This window comes from Luminiphilus sp. nBUS_16 (assembly GCF_051201645.1).
Classification (GTDB): domain Bacteria; phylum Pseudomonadota; class Gammaproteobacteria; order Pseudomonadales; family Halieaceae; genus Luminiphilus.
The window spans coordinates 1548888-1565981 of the sequence record NZ_CP179205.1 but is presented as its reverse complement, the minus strand read 5'-3'; the positions used below and the strand labels follow the sequence as shown (position 1 = coordinate 1565981).

Annotated in this window: 15 protein-coding genes; 11 read left to right on the top strand and 4 right to left on the bottom strand. The window is 53.0% G+C overall.

What is annotated here, in order from left to right; translation table 11 throughout:
* Positions 1-20: 20 nt before the first annotated feature.
* Entirely contained in the window at positions 21-1292 is a 1272-nt protein-coding gene (locus ACMAY6_RS06900; RefSeq protein ID WP_435215615.1) for a cytochrome P450, read from the bottom strand.
* A 246-nt stretch (positions 1293-1538) separates the two neighbouring features.
* Between ACMAY6_RS06900 and ACMAY6_RS06895 the strand changes: the two genes are divergently transcribed.
* The 8 genes from ACMAY6_RS06895 (at position 1539) to ACMAY6_RS06860 (ending at position 9085) form a co-directional block, all read left to right on the top strand.
* Positions 1539-2174: a hypothetical protein gene (locus ACMAY6_RS06895; RefSeq protein ID WP_435215613.1), complete on the top strand. Its 636-nt coding sequence runs from the start codon at positions 1539-1541 to the stop codon at positions 2172-2174.
* A 202-nt stretch (positions 2175-2376) separates the two neighbouring features.
* Positions 2377-3594: an amidohydrolase family protein gene (locus tag ACMAY6_RS06890; RefSeq protein WP_435215611.1), complete on the top strand. Its 1218-nt coding sequence runs from the start codon at positions 2377-2379 to the stop codon at positions 3592-3594.
* Between the two features lie 35 nt (positions 3595-3629).
* On the top strand, positions 3630-4595 hold the full coding sequence (locus tag ACMAY6_RS06885; RefSeq protein ID WP_435215609.1) for a Rieske 2Fe-2S domain-containing protein: 966 nt from the start codon (positions 3630-3632) through the stop codon (positions 4593-4595).
* Positions 4592-5476 (top strand): SDR family NAD(P)-dependent oxidoreductase, encoded by an 885-nt coding sequence (locus tag ACMAY6_RS06880; protein WP_435215607.1) that lies wholly within the window; start codon positions 4592-4594, stop codon positions 5474-5476. The genes ACMAY6_RS06885 and ACMAY6_RS06880 overlap by 4 nt, the downstream gene beginning before the upstream one ends.
* 26 nt (positions 5477-5502) lie before the next feature.
* Entirely contained in the window at positions 5503-6285 is a 783-nt protein-coding gene (locus tag ACMAY6_RS06875; RefSeq protein ID WP_435215605.1) for an acetoacetate decarboxylase family protein, read from the top strand.
* A gap of 15 nt (positions 6286-6300) precedes the next feature.
* Positions 6301-6810: a nuclear transport factor 2 family protein gene (locus ACMAY6_RS06870; RefSeq protein WP_435215603.1), complete on the top strand. Its 510-nt coding sequence runs from the start codon at positions 6301-6303 to the stop codon at positions 6808-6810.
* On the top strand, positions 6807-7934 hold the full coding sequence (locus ACMAY6_RS06865) for a DUF1214 domain-containing protein (protein ID WP_435215601.1): 1128 nt from the start codon (positions 6807-6809) through the stop codon (positions 7932-7934). The genes ACMAY6_RS06870 and ACMAY6_RS06865 overlap by 4 nt, the downstream gene beginning before the upstream one ends.
* A complete protein-coding gene (locus tag ACMAY6_RS06860) occupies positions 7934-9085 on the top strand; it encodes a sulfotransferase (RefSeq protein WP_435215599.1) in 1152 nt (383 codons plus the stop codon). The genes ACMAY6_RS06865 and ACMAY6_RS06860 overlap by 1 nt, the downstream gene beginning before the upstream one ends.
* A gap of 35 nt (positions 9086-9120) precedes the next feature.
* Here ACMAY6_RS06860 and ACMAY6_RS06855 read toward each other — a convergent pair whose 3' ends face one another.
* Together ACMAY6_RS06855 and ACMAY6_RS06850 are read right to left on the bottom strand one after the other, a co-directional pair.
* Positions 9121-9600, bottom strand: a complete 480-nt coding sequence (locus tag ACMAY6_RS06855) for an SRPBCC domain-containing protein (RefSeq protein ID WP_435215597.1) — start codon at positions 9598-9600, stop codon at positions 9121-9123.
* A gap of 11 nt (positions 9601-9611) precedes the next feature.
* The gene (locus tag ACMAY6_RS06850) at positions 9612-10391 is read right to left on the bottom strand and encodes an SDR family oxidoreductase (protein ID WP_435215595.1); all 780 of its coding nucleotides are present in this window, start codon (positions 10389-10391) and stop codon (positions 9612-9614) included.
* Between the two features lie 153 nt (positions 10392-10544).
* On the opposite strand from ACMAY6_RS06850, the gene ACMAY6_RS06845 reads away from it, so the two are divergent.
* The 3 genes from ACMAY6_RS06845 to ACMAY6_RS06835 all read left to right on the top strand — a co-directional run bounded on the left by ACMAY6_RS06845 (position 10545) and on the right by ACMAY6_RS06835 (position 15109).
* The gene (locus ACMAY6_RS06845; RefSeq protein WP_435215593.1) at positions 10545-11288 is read left to right on the top strand and encodes an SDR family oxidoreductase; all 744 of its coding nucleotides are present in this window, start codon (positions 10545-10547) and stop codon (positions 11286-11288) included.
* Between the two features lie 208 nt (positions 11289-11496).
* On the top strand, positions 11497-14190 hold the full coding sequence (locus tag ACMAY6_RS06840) for a TonB-dependent receptor (RefSeq protein WP_435215591.1): 2694 nt from the start codon (positions 11497-11499) through the stop codon (positions 14188-14190).
* 142 nt (positions 14191-14332) lie between these two features.
* Complete coding sequence (locus ACMAY6_RS06835) at positions 14333-15109, top strand: SDR family NAD(P)-dependent oxidoreductase (RefSeq protein WP_435215589.1); 777 nt, start codon at positions 14333-14335, stop codon at positions 15107-15109.
* Between the two features lie 59 nt (positions 15110-15168).
* Here the strand turns inward: ACMAY6_RS06835 and ACMAY6_RS06830 are convergent, their stop codons facing one another.
* The gene (locus tag ACMAY6_RS06830; protein WP_435215587.1) at positions 15169-16854 is read right to left on the bottom strand and encodes a class I adenylate-forming enzyme family protein; all 1686 of its coding nucleotides are present in this window, start codon (positions 16852-16854) and stop codon (positions 15169-15171) included.
* Positions 16855-17094 lie beyond the last annotated feature (240 nt).

The window sequence follows — 17094 nt, the reverse complement described above, 5'->3', positions numbered from 1 at the left end:
AGACCCTAAAATTGCGGTATTTAGCCCTCAGAGACCTCTGGGGTAAAAATCACTGGCATCGACTTGATGGTGCTAATCATAAACGAGCGCATATAAGTGACCTCTCCGTTAAAGGTGATATCACGAAGTCGGGGGATCACCTCTTCAAACATGATGCGCATCTCAAGCCGCGCTAAATTCATCCCGAGGCAAAAATGCTCACCGATACCAAAAGACCTAAGTTCTCGGTTGAGTGACGGCATGCGCTTTTTCCGGTGGATATCAAAACGCATAGCGTCGTCGCCGAAAACATCCTCATCGTGGTTTACGGCATGGTAGTGCATCACAATTTTTTCCCCGCGCTTAAATGAGTAGCCGTTCCATTCAACATCCTGCGTTGCCGTTCGACGCATCGCGATAAACGCCGTGTTGTAACGCAACATTTCTTCAATAGCGTCAGGTATATCCTCAGGATGATCAACAAGGTGCTGCAGCTGATCCGGGTTCTCCATTAACAGCCGCATGCCGTGAGCGGTAGCAGTGCGAGTACTTTCGTTGCCACCTACCATGATTAAAATAAAAACCCAGGCAAACATTTCATCACTGATGGGCTCGCCATCAACCTCACCCTCCAAAAGGGCTTGAATTACCGGGCCAGTGAAACCTTCGCGCTGCTTCTTTGCCAATTCCATGGCATACAAAATGACCTCAAAGGAGACCGCATTGGCCTCATCAGGCCCGGTGGCAATATCAGGGTCATCACCGAACGCCATGATGTTGGTCCACTCAAAAAACTGTTTTCGATCCTCTTGCGGTACTCCCATCAATTCTAAAACTGCGATCAGGGGCAGTTCCGCCGCAACCTCTTCAACGAATTCACAGGACCCTGCAGCTGCCACCCGGTCGACAATAGCCTTCGCTTGCTGCCGCAGCCAAGGCTCCATAGCAGCCACTGCTTTGGGGGTGAAAGCGTCCCGAACGACTCTGCGGTGCGCCATATGCTTTGGCGGATCCATGGCTATGAACGCGTTATCCAACATCACCTGCATGGTCTCCCGCTGCATCTCAGATTCGGGTTCCATAGGAAACGGGCCTTCAATTTGAGATGAGAAAAGGCCGGGGTTTTGAGAGACAAAATCAAGGGCGTCGCGTTTGACCGCCGCCCAGTAAGGGACGCCTGTCGTGGGATCATCAAAGTGCACAAAGCTCCCCTGCTCGCGAATATCAGCAAGGACCTGATAGGGCATGCCCTCTCGGTAGGCATCTAGATCGAGCAGGTGAGTGAAGGGACAGCGCGCTTGTGTGTTTTCCATACCGGTCGTTAACTCCCTGTGGCTAGCCGACACCTGCCCAATTTGTGGGTAAAGCTCTGGGGCGGTTGTCATTTGATTAAGTTGTACGCGCCAAACGTCGGCTGGAGCCAAAGATGTCGCGTTTTTTTACCGTTGCATATCGTCCGAATGAGAATAGGAAAACATTGTTTTTTTAAAACGTCCAGTATTACTATGGGCGATGACCCCATTACTCACCGTAAAATCTTAGGAGCTCGACGACAGATCATGCCTCGCCCGCTGGTTGATACAGAAACGATTATTACTGTCGCCCTCGACGCCATGGAGGAATCTGGCGCGGGTCCTTTGACAGCTAGGCGGCTGGCAACTCGGTTAAAGTGCTCCACGCGAACGCTATATCAGCAGATGGGCAAGCAAGAAGCGCTGATCTCAGCGCTACTGAACCATTATTTTGTCAGGGAAACCCCTCAGCTCGACCCCGGCCTGGATTGGAAAGAGGCCATTGGCACATGGGCGAGAGCGCTTAGGTTAGCGATTTTAGACCGCCCCAATCTCTCCCGTCATTTGAGCACGGAAAACCGACCTGCCCTCATCGAATTTACCCGCCCCCTTCTTGTTGCACTGATCGCCGCAGGGTTGACTGAGGCAACGGCGGTGGCGGTTTGTCGATCTCTCGTCCACGTTATCGTGAGCCTGACATTGGGAGAGCTCGAAATGCAGTCTCACCGCTACGATGAAACCGAAATCGCGAAGGATCACCTAACCAGCTTGCTATCCACCGATGCCAACGCTTATGAGCGTTCACCCGACGGTAAAATCCCTCCTCCAGTTTTCGTGCAGAGTATTCACTGGCTGATCGGTGGCATTGAATTGCAACAACAAACCCAAGCAGAGCTCCCATGATCCGGTTGAGCTCCTACCCAGTACTGCATTTTAGTAAGTCAAATACAACGGAGGCGTCAATCTTGGCGTGGCCCAATCAGCCCCTTTGCCTAGACTTCCTCCAGGCAAGGATAGACCGATCGTCGATGACTCAGTTGTCGCGTGTGGTCCAGAGCATTATGTTTTCTTCACTTTTGTTATTACCTATCAGGACGAGACTACGATGAGCGAACGATTACTGGTTGTTTCTACCGACTGTCATGCTGGTCTACCGATCAGCGAGTACAAACCCTACGTCGAAACTAAATACCATGACTTCATCGACATGGCGGTGGATGTTCAGGTCGATATGATGGATAAGGCTGAGGCGCAGTTTCTTATCAAAGATATCAACGATGCATGGCGCGCTCCTATAAAACAGGCGTTGACCGGCGCTTGGGATTATAAAGAGCGCAGTAAAATGCTCGCAGATGACGGCATCGCGGCTGAGGTCATTTTCCCCGACGGCATTACGGAGCAGAACACGCCGCCCTTCGGTGCAGGCCTGGGCCTATCGCCCAAAGACGCCGTGCCCGAGCTGCAGTGGGCAGGTGCGATGGCACACAACCGCTGGCTGTCAGAGCTCGTTGCTAATGATCCAAAACGTCACTTTGGTGTGGCATCCATCCCGCTTCTTTTCGATGTTGATCAAGCGGTAGAAGCGGCAAGGTGGTGTCATGAAAACGGCCTCAAGGGTGTGATGCTGCCAACGATGTGGGGAGAGCATGCCGCCTATCATGACCGTAAATACGACCCTTTCTGGGCTGTCTGCGAAGATTTGGGCATTGTGGTGCACTTCCACTCCGGGCCCGCCCCGCTCAACGAATACTTTGGCCCTGAATTCCCCATGGTCGATTCCAGCGAAACGCTTCCGGGTGCCATGGGATGTTATGTGTCAGAGGTCATGTTTTGGCTGTTCAGGCCCCTAACCTTCATGCTTTGGGGTGGCGTTTTTGAGCGTTTTCCAAAGCTGCAAGCAATGGTTGTCGAAGGCGGCACCATGTTCATGGTTCCCTCCTGGCTGCGCCTACTTGACCATAACTACACTGACATACACTTCTCGGCCAAGCTGGGCGACTTCCGATCACATCTCTCTATGGCACCGAGTGAGTATTTTGCGCGCAACTGCGGTATCGGCGCTTCTTGTGTGCCCAGACGGGACCTCGATCTGAAGGAGCAAATTGGCTTGAAGCAGATCATGTGGGGCAGCGATTTTCCCCACCCCGAGGGCACTTGGCCTAATACGGCTAATTATTTTGCCGAGACCTTTGCCGGGTTTTCGGTAGAAGACGGCAAAGCAATTCTCGGCGGTAACGCCACAGCATTCTACGGTATGGACGAGGGCTATCTGCGGACCATCGCGGATGAGATTGGACCTCAGGTCAGCATTTTTAACGAATAATAAATCGGCACAACAACGCGCGAGGGAACCACATCATGGAGTTGATTGCAGTTTGTGACTCAAAGACTAATACAGCACCCGACTTTCCAATGGGTTGGTGGTCCCTAGCCCGCAGTCACGAGCTGCAGGTTGGGGAAGTCAAATCGGTATCGGCCTTAGACAGGGAATTGGTTCTTTACAGGACAAGATCCGGTGCCGTGCGCGTTCACGATGCCTACTGCCCGCACTTGGGGGCGAACCTAGGCATTAACGGCCGCGTGGTTGGAGAATCTATTCAGTGCCCCTTCCATGGGTGGCAGTTCGGTGGCGACGGCGCCTGCGAGCACATTCCCTACTGCGAGGACATTCCATCCCGTGCCAAGGTCAATAATTGGCCGACCACAGAGATCAATGGCGAGATCTACATGTGGTTTCACCCCACCGGGGAAGAACCTCAATGGCAGGTGCCAAAGGTAGAACAGCTCGATGATGAAAATTGGACAGCGCCACGGCAAGTCGAATTCCTAGTTCCTACTCACGTACAAGACATTGCCGAGAATTCTTGCGATCCGGAGCACTTTCAGTACGTGCACAAGCAAAGTGAAACGCCACCCTCGTCAGTCACCGTTGAAGAAGACGGTGCCGTACACCTGCGCGCTGAGATGAACGCGAGTGGCATGCCCGGGCAGCTCCACGCAACGATGTTTCAGCCAGGGCTCGCCACCGTGCTGACAAGTTACGGCCCGGGTGCTGAGATGATTGTGTACAACTCAGCCCAACCCTACAGCCGGGAAGAAACCCTATTACGCTGGACCTTAACCGTGCGCAAGGAGATTGCAGACCTTGCAGGCGACCAGGTCATGAATGGCATTATTGACGGCCTGCAGGATGATTATCCCATCTGGAAAAATAAGGTACACCGCAAGCAGCCCATTTTTTGCAAGGGCGATGAAACCCTCGTTCTATTCAGAAAATGGGTGCGCAAGTTTTATCTACCCACCAGTGAACGGGGTGTCCAATGACGGCTAATTATTTTACAGGCAAGACTGCGATTATCACGGGTGGAGCCAGCGGCGTGGGACGTTCTCTCGCCATGGCCCTAGGCGCTGCAGGCAGCAACGTCGTTGTTGGCGACGTCGATAAAAACGCCATGGCAATTATTGACACTGACCTTGAGACTGCGGGGGTGCCCCATCGCGTTGACCACTGTGACGTCACGCAAACCAGTAGCTTGCAAGCGGTCCTCGATAGCGCTGTTGAAACTTTTGGCCAAGTTGATTTCGTGTTTGCCAACGCTGGAATTGGCGCGGGTGAAGCCGGCCCCATTTGGGGTTACTCCGAAAAAGATTGGCAGTGGTGCTTTAACGTCAACGTGTGGGGCGTAGTTAACAGCATTAACGTTTTCATGCCCTATCTGGCAAGCCGTGCAGAGAGAACGCACTTGGTCATTACCGGATCTGGAAACGGCGCTTACGCGGTACTACCTGACGTGCCTATTTACACAGCCAGCAAAGCCGCGGTGCATACCATTACCGAGAATCTGCACTATCAGGTGCAAGCCGGCGGTCTCCCTGTGGTGGTAAGCGCGCTTTTCCCTGGCCCCCACGTCGTTGAAACCGGTCTATTCAACTCAGGCCGCGTACGTCCAGAAGAATTTGATAAAGGCGTTGTCGGTAATGAAACCGGTATTAACTCTGTTGAGGACATGAAGCGAATGGCCGAAGAGTACGGAATCAACCTGCAGACGACCCATCCTGACGAGGTCGCTGAAATGGCACTGCAGGGTTTACCGGAGGGTAACTTCTGGCTCCTTGAATTAACTGAAGAAAATGAAGCGAAGATTCGGCGGCGCGCCGATATGATTATTGGCAAAACCACGCCGATACCCGAATCCGTAGGCTAACGAATAATAGTAATAGAGGACCGACCATGACCGACACACCCCAAGCACCTCAGGGCAACCCTGGTGACATCATTAACTGGCCCATGCTCAAAGTACACTACCGCACTGATCCCGAGGCTATTGCAGCACTGCTTCCTCCGGGTATAACCGTAGGCAGTGAGCCCAACGTCAACTTAACGGTTTACAACTTCCCTGTGCCGGATGTACCCGAGTACGGAATCGTCACTACCGTCAATGCAGACTTCAACGGAGTTCAGGGCGAATATACGTTGGGCTACGGTATCGATCAGGAAAGCGCGATATTTATCAGCCAGGAAACCAACGGGCAGCCTAAATATCCCGCGGAAATCGATTACCACCGCATTGGGCCCATGGTTCGAGCACGCTGCACCCACCAAGGCTATACCTTTTTGGAATTTGAGGGTGTGAGTGAGGGATCTTCAGGGCCCCAACCTGAGTGGGAGCAAAACGAGTGGTGGATCAAAGTGTCCCGTGCAGTCAGTATTGGCGGCCCCGCCACCGGCTATGACTTCCCACCCCATGTCGTTCATGTAAAGAGCAAATATGGCACCGCGTGGCAGGAATCAGTGCAGGGTAAGCTCACCTTACGAGACAGCCCTTGGGATCCTCTCAGCACTAAGCTGCCTATGCGCGAACAGCTGTCAGCTTATCTCTGGTGGCCTATTTTCCTCGATAGATCGGTCACTTTGTCGGCACCACTAGACCCCGAAGCCTTTCTACCCTTTGCCGATACAATTTCTGGTTCTCGATGGCCAGGAGTCAACGGGGCGCCACCGCCTCAGCAGTAGCGGAGGTCACCGGGTTTGGAATTAGAGCAGCGCATTCAATGCCTCGAGGACATCGAGGCTATCAAGCAGTTGAAGGCACGCTGGTGGTTTTGCTGTGACACGCGGGACACAGCGGGCATGCGCGCCTGCTTTGATGAAGACAACTTTGAAATCGACTTTGGATTTATCGGCCGCTTTACAGATATGAACGCTTTTATAGGCGTCTTTGAATCTCTAGCCTGCCACCCCACCCACATTGACATGCATCATGGCTTAGCTCCCGAGATCACGATCAAAAATGCCAACACTGCCGAGGGTCGGTGGCGAATGCGCTTTCAATTACTAGAGACTCACCTGAAGCAGGTGCAGCTCATGAGCGGCTATTATGAAGACCAATACGTCAAACTAGAGACTGGCTGGAAAATGCGTCGGTCGAAATACACCCTAATGTCCAATCTTCACCTGCAAAATTCTGATGCTGGTCTCAGCGTTGCCCAGATTGGTGCAGGGCCAGGACTTGTTGGTGAAGGCAACGCCGCCGGATGAGCATCGACGCCAGCACTGAATCGAGAACTCGCGCAACTTGGCACCAATTTTGTGATGCGCTGAAAGAGGCCGGTGACCTTCTGATTGAACCCGGCGTGCCACAAGATGAGCAAACCCAGGCCGACGGCCTTCGCTATTTATCGCGGATGGCACGTGCCGCTTTGGAGTGGTACGTAGAGTTCAATGACCCCGCGTTCCCCGTGCTCTATCGCCCCGCCCATGAAACCATCAAGCTGGGCGCAGACAATCCCGACAATCTTTATCAGAAGGCTGTCATCGATGGCCGCTACGAATATCGCCTGAGAGGCACACGCGGCACCGTTGACTACATCAGCATGGCTACCAGCCGAGGTAGTTATGCTGAAAATTTCACACAGGTAGAAACAGGCTTCCTCGACGGCAACACCCTGACGGTTGAAGCTGATGGCACATTTGAGATCATCATCAGCCAGACGCAGCAGGCGGGCAACTGGCTGACTGTCAGTGAAGACAGTGAATCTTTGCTCATACGACAAACATTTCGACACCGGGAGCAAGAAAGGGCCGCGGAAATTACCATCGAACGACTCGACCGTCATGCAACACCCGAGCCCCTCGAGCTTATGACTGCTATGGCGCACTTCGAAAAGGCCACAGCTTTCTATCGCAATACCACGCGAATGTTTGCCGATTGGAGCCAGAAAATCTCACAGCAGCCCAACACGCTGCCGCTGTGGGATCAGGCCTTTTGCCAAATGGTCGGAGGCGACCCCAACATTTTGTATTACCACGGGCACTTCAAATTGCACAACGAAGAAGCCATGGTCATCACCCTCCCGTCAATTCCGGTGTGTCAAACTTGGAATATTCAAGTCGATAACTACTGGATGGAATCCCTTGATTACCGCTATCACCGGGTGTCCTTGAATCAGGCTCAAGCCACCGTTAATGCCAACGGAAGCGTGACACTGGTACTGTCGGCCTCTGATACAGGTTGCGCCAACTGGCTATCCACCGCCGGTCATAGCGAAGGAACATTGTGCTTTCGTTGGGTGGGGGCTGAAGTGCGAGTCGACCCAGAAGTGACGGTAATGCCTGCGGGTGACATTGCCAAACTTCAAGCACTCGAGACACCCTCGATCTGATGCTAAGCGTCGACGAGATACTAGCGCAGGGGCTGAAGCTGTCCCCAAGCACCGGCTATGAGGACACAGAGTTCATAAAGCCGCTCACCGCACTGATTGGCGCACTCAACACAGAAGCCAATCTCAACACGGCAGGCGTAGCGTTTCACCGGTCACGCCTACAAGGCTTATTACAAAACCGCAAAGCCCTTGAAGACTGGACAGAAAAGCATCCGGAAATTGCGGAGGAAACCCTCGTCGCACCCATTGTTATCGTAGGGTTGCCGCGCACCGGTACAACGTTGTTGCACAGAACCATCGCCACAGACACCAGCCTGATGGCACCCCTTTGGTATGAAGTTAGGCAGCCCGCACCCATCGATTCAAATTTCGTATCCGACGATGCCCGCATTGCGATAGCCAAGGCCGAAGTGGACGCTATGCTCGCCGCCATGCCCGGGCTTGCTGCGATTCATCCTATTGATGCGGTTGCTCCCGATGAGGAGATCATGTTGCTGGAACACTCATTCACCAGTACGGTACCCGAGTGCTATGCCTGCATCCCCGAATATGGTGAAGCGTTGTACGCGCAGGATCCTTCGGCGAGCTATGGCTACCTGCATAAAATGCTGCAGTTTTTGCAGTGGCAAAAGCGACAAAAAGGCAATCAAGGGCTTCGGTGGCTGCTAAAAACTCCCCACCATTTGCACTATCCACAACAACTTTTCCAAACCTTTCCCGATGCTGTAGTCATTCAAACCCACCGCCATCCCTGCGAGGTCATGCCTTCTTATGCCAGCATGATGTGTGAGCTAGCCGCCCCCTTTACCGACAGCCTAAACAAACAAACTATGGCAGCTCACTGGGTCAAAAAATGGCAGCAGGGCCTTGCCGCAACGCAGCACTATCGCGACCTGCACCCTGAGGCCCCCTATTTGGATCTCCAGTTTCAAGACTCGATCCGCGAACCAGAAGCCGTCTTGAGCACGCTCTATGCTTTTGCCGGATTAGAGCTGAACGAACAGACACGCCAATCGATGCAACGCTGGCGGACTTTCAATCAGCGAGAGGCACGACCCGAGCACCATTACACCGCCGAAGAATTTGGCTTAGACAACGAGCGCTTGAACGCGCAGTTTGCTCCCTATATCACTCGCCATATTGATTGCTAAAACATCAAGCGCAGACAGACAGAGTGGCGCACCGTTTAGTCCAACCCTTCAACAAAGGCCTTCAGCGCATAGGCGGTATCGTCAAATGCCCGCTTAACCCATGGTCCAGCGAAACGCATCACATGGATACCATAGGGGCCCAAGAAGGCGTCTGTTGAGTAATAAACACAACCTCCATGCTCGTCCGCTTCGATAATTTGATCGCGCCGGGCTGGGTAAGGCCATGCATCAAGCCATGGGGCAGACCAGGCGATGCAGTGCGGCGGGCTGACTTCGCAAATCGTCTCCACGTTATCGAAGTAATCGCCCGGTATTAGATAGTTCTTGAGCTTCATTGTTAGCGGCTCTCCCACTGCCAAGATCCCCTTTGCTTCAACGCAAAAAGGGTTCCACTCGCGGTAGCAGTCGAAATTTACCAGCACGTCCCAAACCTTCTCCCGTGGCGCAGCAATGTGCACTTTTTCAGAGCAAACAACGGCCTCAGGGTCAAAAGCTAATCTCGCGTCGTCAGACATTGCCAACCTCCTTAAGGTGCCATGTATTCGCCACCGTTGACGTCTACCGACGCCCCCGAGACAACCCGTGAATAATCTGAAAGAAACATGATGACGGCACGGGCACAATCGACTTCTGGGGGAATCTCACGCAGCGGAATTCGGTCAGTAATACTCGCCATAACCACTTCACGATCAGCCCCCGCAGCCACCTGCTGATCAATATAGCCATACACTGGCGCTCCCCCGATCCAGCCCATACGCAAGGCATTGACTCGGATACCCATTGGCCCGAAGTCGTTGGCCATATGCCGCGTCGCCGCATTGAGGGCGCCTTTAGCCGCTGCATACATCGCCTCTCCAGAAAACGGCTTGACCGTGGACAGTGTCGATATATTAACAATAGAACCGCCGCCAGCCGCACGCATAGGGTCCAAGCACGCTTGCGCCATTCGAATCGCTCCCTGGCAGACGACATCAAACACATCGCCAAATTTTTCAGAGTCAGCGGCGTCCATCCCTGCCCAATCACCGTGGACGTAAGCGCTGTTCACCAAACCATCGACTTTGCCGAAAGTTTCAACAGCCAGTGTCACCAGCGCCTGACATTGCTCCTTACAAGTCACGTCAGTTTTTTGCGCCAGAGCAGCACCTCCACTCGCTTCGACATCTGACACGACTGACGCTAAAAACGCCTGATTCCGCGCACCTAAAACAACCTTAGCACCCGCAGCTGCAGCCTCCAGAGCGAGGGTTCTCCCAAGCCCGGGTCCTACCCCGCTAATAACGATCACTTTATCTGCCAACAACATTGTAAAAACCTCCTCTCCAACCCGATGCGCTACACACAATTTGATTAGCAACCATCTCACAAATTAGCAAGCCTAGACCATCAGCCATTAGGAGATAGACAGAATAATACGGCCCTGCCATGCTGGAATTTAGCCAATGAGGGATAATAAATAATGGAAACGAAACAACGGGTTGCATTAGTTACTGGTGCTGCGGGTGGTGTCGGCCAGTCCACGGTGGAAAAACTCGCGGCTGAAGGCTGCATTGTCATTGGCACCGATATTCGAGCTATTGAAGGCACCCCCCCAGAGGGCGTGATTTATCGACAACACGACGTGGCAAGCGAAGCGGACTGGGAGTCGCTAGCGAGCTGGCTCGAAGAGGAATATGGCCACCTTGACATACTCGTCAATAATGCCGCGATTCTTATGGCGTACCACATCGAAGAGCAGTCCTTAGAAGACTTTAATACCATCATGCAGGTGAACTGCACCTCGATATTCCTTGGCATGAAAACGCTGCTTCCAGTGATGAAAAAAAGCGAGGCTGCGGCCATTGTTAACATGTCGTCGACATCTGCCGTAGGCGGATACCCACACTTCGCAGCCTACGGTGCCACCAAAGCCGCCGTGCGAAATCTCACCGTCAGCACGGCAGTCTACTGCCAGACTAATGGCTTCCCCATTCGGTGTAACTCAGTGCATCCCGACGGCATCTTCACCGACATGATTACGCGCATGCAGGGGAATTTTCCTGAAATGGATCCCGACAAGGGGGCTCGAGCCATGGAGTTCGCCTGCGAACCTGCAGCCGTGGCCGACGTCATCTGCTTTTTGGCCTCTCACGGCGCGCGACATATTAATGGCGCAGAAATCAGGGTCGACAACTCATCCACAGTCCAGGTGCCCTACTTTTAATTTACTGAGAAACCGCAGCAAAACCGTCGCTAATGCCGTTAAAAGCGCCAAATTGGGTCAAATAGAGGCGTTTCGGGTGAGCAACGGGGCCTAACGCTTGATAGTCCATTTGCTGTATGTCATTTAAACCAGTTCCGCGACACAATTGGGACATCGATAGTGTAAATTGACGCTGTCCCGCAAAAAACTAAAAATAGAGGTCGATTTCATGAAGCCATCCATCCAGAAGTCCCTACTCGCCACGGCGGTCGTCTGTGCCCTCTCTACAGAGAGTGCTTTCGCTCAGCTTGAGGAAGTCATTGTTACTGCAGAACGTCGCGAGGCAAATTTGCAGGAGACACCCATATCGATTCAGGTGCTCAGCTCTGAGGAGATACAGTCAAGAGGTATCAAGAGCGCCATGGACCTAGTAGATCAGGTCGCTGGCGTGCAGGGTTATGCGCCTCCTGGCACTACATCTGATGTTGGCCTCAACATCAGGGGTATCGGCGATGGTTCGCCTAACCTCTCAGTAGATCCTGGAACCGCTCGTTACATCGATGGTGTCTACATTGGCAAGGTGGTCGGCTCGGGCATGGACATCACCGACCTTCAGCGTATTGAAATACTGAAAGGCCCTCAGGGCACGCTGTACGGTCGAAACACTATTGCAGGTGCTATCAACTTCGTTTCAAAGGCTCCCAGCGATGAACTGGCGGTAGATTTACGAGCGACGGCGGGAAACTACAATCAACGTGACTTATCGGGTCGAATTGACGTCCCGCTCACTGATAGTCTCCGCGTTGCTGCTTCTTATTACCAGCGCGACCGCGATGCCTTCTGGGACAACACGAATCCATTCCAAGACGGCTTCAACAGCACTGATCGAAGCGGTTATCGCATGGCCCTTCAGTGGGACATTACAGACCGGCTGTCGGTTGACTACATCTACACCAATGATGACGTCTCAGATGAGCGTGACAACCACAGTGTTGTTAGCGGCTTGAACCCCACGTACGCAGGGGTAGCGGGTTATGCCGGTGCAGGCGGAGACCTCACGGCGGTCCCCATTCAAAGCGACTCACGTTTGCAAACCGTGGGCGGGATCGCCAGCTTTGTTCAAGCCTTTGTGCTGCCCAACCTACCCGCACCACAGGTTGGCCAATACCTCCAATGGAGTGCTGACTATGCTGCATGGGGCCAAGGGGTTCTTGATGGTGTGAACCAAAACCCAGAAACCGGGTCCAGTGACTTCGACAGCTTTAACAGCCAGAGCACTGAGGCTCATACGTTTAAGGCTCAGTTTGAACTGACAGATAACATCGACATTAAGTACATCTACGGTCATCGGGAAGTCTCCGCCTACACCTCTCAAGACTTGGATGGCATGAACAACAGCACCAACGGTGGCGTTATGCACGACTTGGTACTACAGACCATCGGCGGATCCTTTTTGGGGGGCGTAGTACCCTCGCAAATTGAGCTGGCACCCGGGTTTGTACTCCCGATCGCAGATGCCGCTACGGAGAATGTTCTGCTGGGCTTGCTGATGGTCGACACCATTAACGAATTCGGCAGCGCTCCAGTGTTCTCAACTTATGCCCTAAATGAGTATGAACAGGACAGTCATGAACTTCAGATCGTGGGCTCTAGTGGCAACCTCGACTGGGCAGGGGGCTTCTTCTACTGGGAAGACGAGGGCAGCTTCCGCAACGTCCAAAATGCCACATTCCCGCTAGCCAATGGCTCTCAGGGACGCTCCTTCGATAACGGCGGTGACGCCTGGTCCGTTTTTGGCGAGGCCACCTGGCGACCCGCTGACGGCAACTTCGCTTTGACCGCGGGCCTACGCTACACCGAAGAAAACAAAGACATGACCTGGCTGTGGCGTGACGCCGCACTGGGAGGCGTTGGTGGTTACGTTTCTGCCGCCATTCAAGAGGCTGCCGCCTTAGCGCTGCAGGGTGTTGTCATCAACATACCTCGAGATCTGGGCGCGGGCTACGTTTGGTCTCTCGATGACCTCGACACAATCCCTGAAACTGCGGGCGTCTACGGTCAGTCGGAAAAGCAGAGATTCGATAACACCAGTGGACGCCTCGTAGCGCAGTATAATTTCACTGACAACGTTAATGTCTATGCAAGTTACACCACGGGCTACCGCGCAGGCGGCTTCAATGGTGGTAGCTACAACAGAGTAACCAGCACGGGTGACGCCTTCGACGAGGAAACGATTGAAAGCATGGAAATTGGCTTTAAATCGGTGCTGGCCGATGGTCGAATCCGCCTGAATGCGTCGCTGTACAGCTACGACTATGACGATGTTCAGGTCAGTACGGTAAAAAGTGATGCCAATGGCTTATCAACCGAGATTGATAACGCCGCCAAACTGAGTCGTGAGGGCCTCGAGATCGAGGCAGCCTGGTTGATCACCGATCGACTACAGCTTACGGGTAACTATAGCTACATCGATGGCAGCTATGACGCGTTTCCTCCTTACCTGGGCCTGACTATTACACCGACTGAAGGCCTAGCCCCAGAGAACTCGGCATACCTCGCTTTGGACTGGGATGTTCTGCGCAGGGGTAAACATGTCGTAAGCTTTAATCTATCCGGCAACTATCAGGATGCGACCCAAAGCATTGGGGCGTCGACTTCACTCTATACAGCGGCTGGGCAGCCTCAGATACCGGTCAACTTCCAGCAGCCCGTTAACCAGTCTCGAACTCTAGTTAACACACGACTGACTTGGGCCTATGAAGCAGACGGCGGCACTGAGGTCAGAGTTTCAGCATGGGGTCAAAACATCACCGATGAAGACTACCGCACCTTCGGCTACAACTTGGGCGCAGATCTGGGATTACCCGTGCACCAGTGGGGTAACCCAGCCACCTACGGGGTTGATATCTCGGTCTCTATGTAACACTGAGCACAGCTTAAAAACCGCCCTAGGGCGGTTTTTTTTGCGCTAAAACTTGACGATGTAAGGGCCTGAAATGACTTTAACACTTTAAATATAGAAGGCCGCTTAAACTACTGTTTATAAACGATAAAAGGGAAATCTAATGTCTACAGAAAACCTGAATTTCCCAGAGGGAACAGCACTGGTCTTGGGCGGGAGCGGCGGTGTAGGCAGCGCGATCGTAGCGGAAGTGGCGAGCCGGAAAATTCCGGTTTGCATGACCTATCAAAGCAATCGTGAACGAGCCGAGGAGATCGCAGACGGTATTCGTAACAGCGGCGGAATCGTCAGTACGGCGCAAGTCTCATTACAAGACATAGAAAGCCTTAAGCGCTGCGTCAAAGACATTGTAGATCGCGGGAGATTGCACTCAGTTTTCATTGCCACCGGGTATGACATTCCCCAAGTGAGTATTGCCGATTTAACCCCTGAGTTATGGCAACGCGTTCTTCGAGCCGACGCAGAGGGCGTGTTCAATGCGATCTACACCACGCTGCCTCACCTTCGGACTGGGGGTGGTGGTAGCTATGTGCACATCAGTTCTGCAGGCCTACTTCGCTACCCTCCCCTGGATATTCTTTCAGTGGCTCCCAAAGCCGCCATCGAAGAGCTCATCAAGGGCGTCGCTAAAGAAGAAGGTCCACATAATATTAGAGCCAATAGTATTGCGATCGGCGTGATTGAGACCGGCATATTCTTACGACTGCGAGAGCAAGGCGTTTTTGATGATCAATGGGTAGCCCAGGTCAAACAAAATTTACCCATGCAGCGCTTTGGCACCCCACAAGAGGTCGCAAAAATGGCACTCTTTCTCGCCTCGTCTGCCTCAGGCTATACCACTGGACAATTGATCCCCGTCGATGGCGGCTACGGGCTCTAGTGAAGCGTTTGTTACTGAGCCGGAAACGGCATAACCGCCGCGATTTATCCGCTGACGAATCACAGTTGACCCTGTAGAAACTGACTACGAATTGCACGCTTATCAAATTTTTCCGTCGCCCCCCGAAGCAGAGGCTGATGCTGAATACTGATGTACCGTGGAATCTTGCAACCCGCCAGATGCTGCTGCAAGTCAGCTCGCACTTGATCCGATGAAAGCACTTGGTTTGGCCCCGGATAAATGACCATCGCTAACTCTTCCCCGAGTCGTTCGTCTGGCACGCCAAACACCACACACTCTGCGATATTTTTTAGGGCGTAACAGGCCTGCTCTGTTTCACCGGGATATATATTCTCGCCACCTCGGATAACAATATCTTTCACTCGCCCCGTTATGAAAACGTAGCCATCCTCATCGACATAACCAACATCCCCTGAACGCAACCAGCCATCATTGGTAAAAAGCGCCGCATCAGCATCAGCGTTGCGCCAATACCCCAAAGTGCAGCTCACTCCACGCATTTCTATCTCTCCCGTATCACCGGCAGCCAAAACCTCACCTAATTCTGAGACCGTTCTAAAGGCCATAATCGGTGACTGTATGCCCGCCGCCTTTGGCTGAGCGTCAAAGACCGCACCTGCACCCTGACTTCCAACGGTCAGAGTTTCCGTCATGCCGTATCCCGCTGACGGGCTGGGATTACTGACATGCTGTGCAATTAGGTCGGGTAAATCCGCTGGCATCGCAGCCCCGCCCGAGGCGACGCGCTGCAAGCTACCAATATCAAAATCGCCAAGATTGGGTTGGCTCAAAAGCTCTTTCACCAACGCGGGGACGCTACTGAATAAGGTAATCCGCTCCTCTTCGATAAGCTTTAACGCAACTTGCGGATCCCATTTTTCTAACATCACAATTGTCTGTGCGGTCACACAGGGCAACAAAAATGACCCCAGTAGCCCAGTTGCATGAAACAGCGGCACTGTAAGCAGCGTTTTTTCCTGCACTGCCCCACCCTGCAAACCTCGCGGCCCCTCAACTGACAACGACAACATACCGGTAAACATCATGTTAAAAATCGCTTGAGAAGCAGCCCGGTGGCTATGCATGGCACCCTTCGGAGCGCCCGTGCTGCCTGAGGTATAAAGAATCAGGGCGAGCTCATCGGGTTGAGGGCTGGCAATGCTTCGCGGCCCGGCGTGGCATAACGCCGTTGCAAAATCAGTATGGTGACAGCCCTCGGCGCGAAGACTGTCTGAATCGGGCTCAGCGACGATAAAATGCACTGCAGGCAAAGCATCCTTGAGCAGCGCCGCCCGTGGGCTATCGCACACTAAAGTGTGGGGGTCACAATCTTCCAAAGCATGAAGCAGCTCACCACGCTTCCCCCAGCTATTAATGGGCACAACCACCGCGCCCGAAACGATACCTGCAGCAAATGCGATCAGCCACTCGGGGTTATTCCGCATGGCAATAGCCAAACGAAAGCCCGGCTTTAGCCCCTTAAATTGTAAATAAGCGACCAACTTATCGACGGCTGCAAAAAATTGCGTAAAAGACATGCGCCGCTTGCCATAAACGAGAAATTCTTGATCTTCATGAGCTCTGGCGGCTTCTATGATGTCAAGTAACGTTTCCGGCGCGTTGCGGTAAACCATCATAGGGTCGGCATTAGTCTCAGCAGAGCCCATAGCCACCGTCTCGAAGAATTCGCCCTTTTTGGTGAGCTCCCTCATCAAATGTTTCACGCGAACCTCCGATTAATTTTTGAATGTGGCAACACGTTGAGCCTGCTCATCGATTTTTCCAACAGTGATCTCATGGCTGAAGCACAATCCATTCTTATAAGAGGCCCAAGACCTATCGCCAGAAAATTACCTTCGACGGTGCTTGGAGTGTACTGATCAGACACTAAAACTGCCTCAGAATCTTGCTCAAGCTGTCTAGACCATCTGAGGTAATCTTTAAAAACCGAGCTCTAGTAGACT

Coding starts and splice junctions, on each gene's coding strand:
- ACMAY6_RS06900 (WP_435215615.1), bottom strand. CDS start 1,292: ATGGAAAACACACAAGCGCGCTGTCCCTTCACTCACCTGCTCGATCTA.
- ACMAY6_RS06895 (WP_435215613.1), top strand. CDS start 1,539: ATGCCTCGCCCGCTGGTTGATACAGAAACGATTATTACTGTCGCCCTC.
- ACMAY6_RS06890 (WP_435215611.1), top strand. CDS start 2,377: ATGAGCGAACGATTACTGGTTGTTTCTACCGACTGTCATGCTGGTCTA.
- ACMAY6_RS06885 (WP_435215609.1), top strand. CDS start 3,630: ATGGAGTTGATTGCAGTTTGTGACTCAAAGACTAATACAGCACCCGAC.
- ACMAY6_RS06880 (WP_435215607.1), top strand. CDS start 4,592: ATGACGGCTAATTATTTTACAGGCAAGACTGCGATTATCACGGGTGGA.
- ACMAY6_RS06875 (WP_435215605.1), top strand. CDS start 5,503: ATGACCGACACACCCCAAGCACCTCAGGGCAACCCTGGTGACATCATT.
- ACMAY6_RS06865 (WP_435215601.1), top strand. CDS start 6,807: ATGAGCATCGACGCCAGCACTGAATCGAGAACTCGCGCAACTTGGCAC.
- ACMAY6_RS06860 (WP_435215599.1), top strand. CDS start 7,934: ATGCTAAGCGTCGACGAGATACTAGCGCAGGGGCTGAAGCTGTCCCCA.
- ACMAY6_RS06855 (WP_435215597.1), bottom strand. CDS start 9,600: ATGTCTGACGACGCGAGATTAGCTTTTGACCCTGAGGCCGTTGTTTGC.
- ACMAY6_RS06850 (WP_435215595.1), bottom strand. CDS start 10,391: ATGTTGTTGGCAGATAAAGTGATCGTTATTAGCGGGGTAGGACCCGGG.
- ACMAY6_RS06845 (WP_435215593.1), top strand. CDS start 10,545: ATGGAAACGAAACAACGGGTTGCATTAGTTACTGGTGCTGCGGGTGGT.
- ACMAY6_RS06840 (WP_435215591.1), top strand. CDS start 11,497: ATGAAGCCATCCATCCAGAAGTCCCTACTCGCCACGGCGGTCGTCTGT.
- ACMAY6_RS06835 (WP_435215589.1), top strand. CDS start 14,333: ATGTCTACAGAAAACCTGAATTTCCCAGAGGGAACAGCACTGGTCTTG.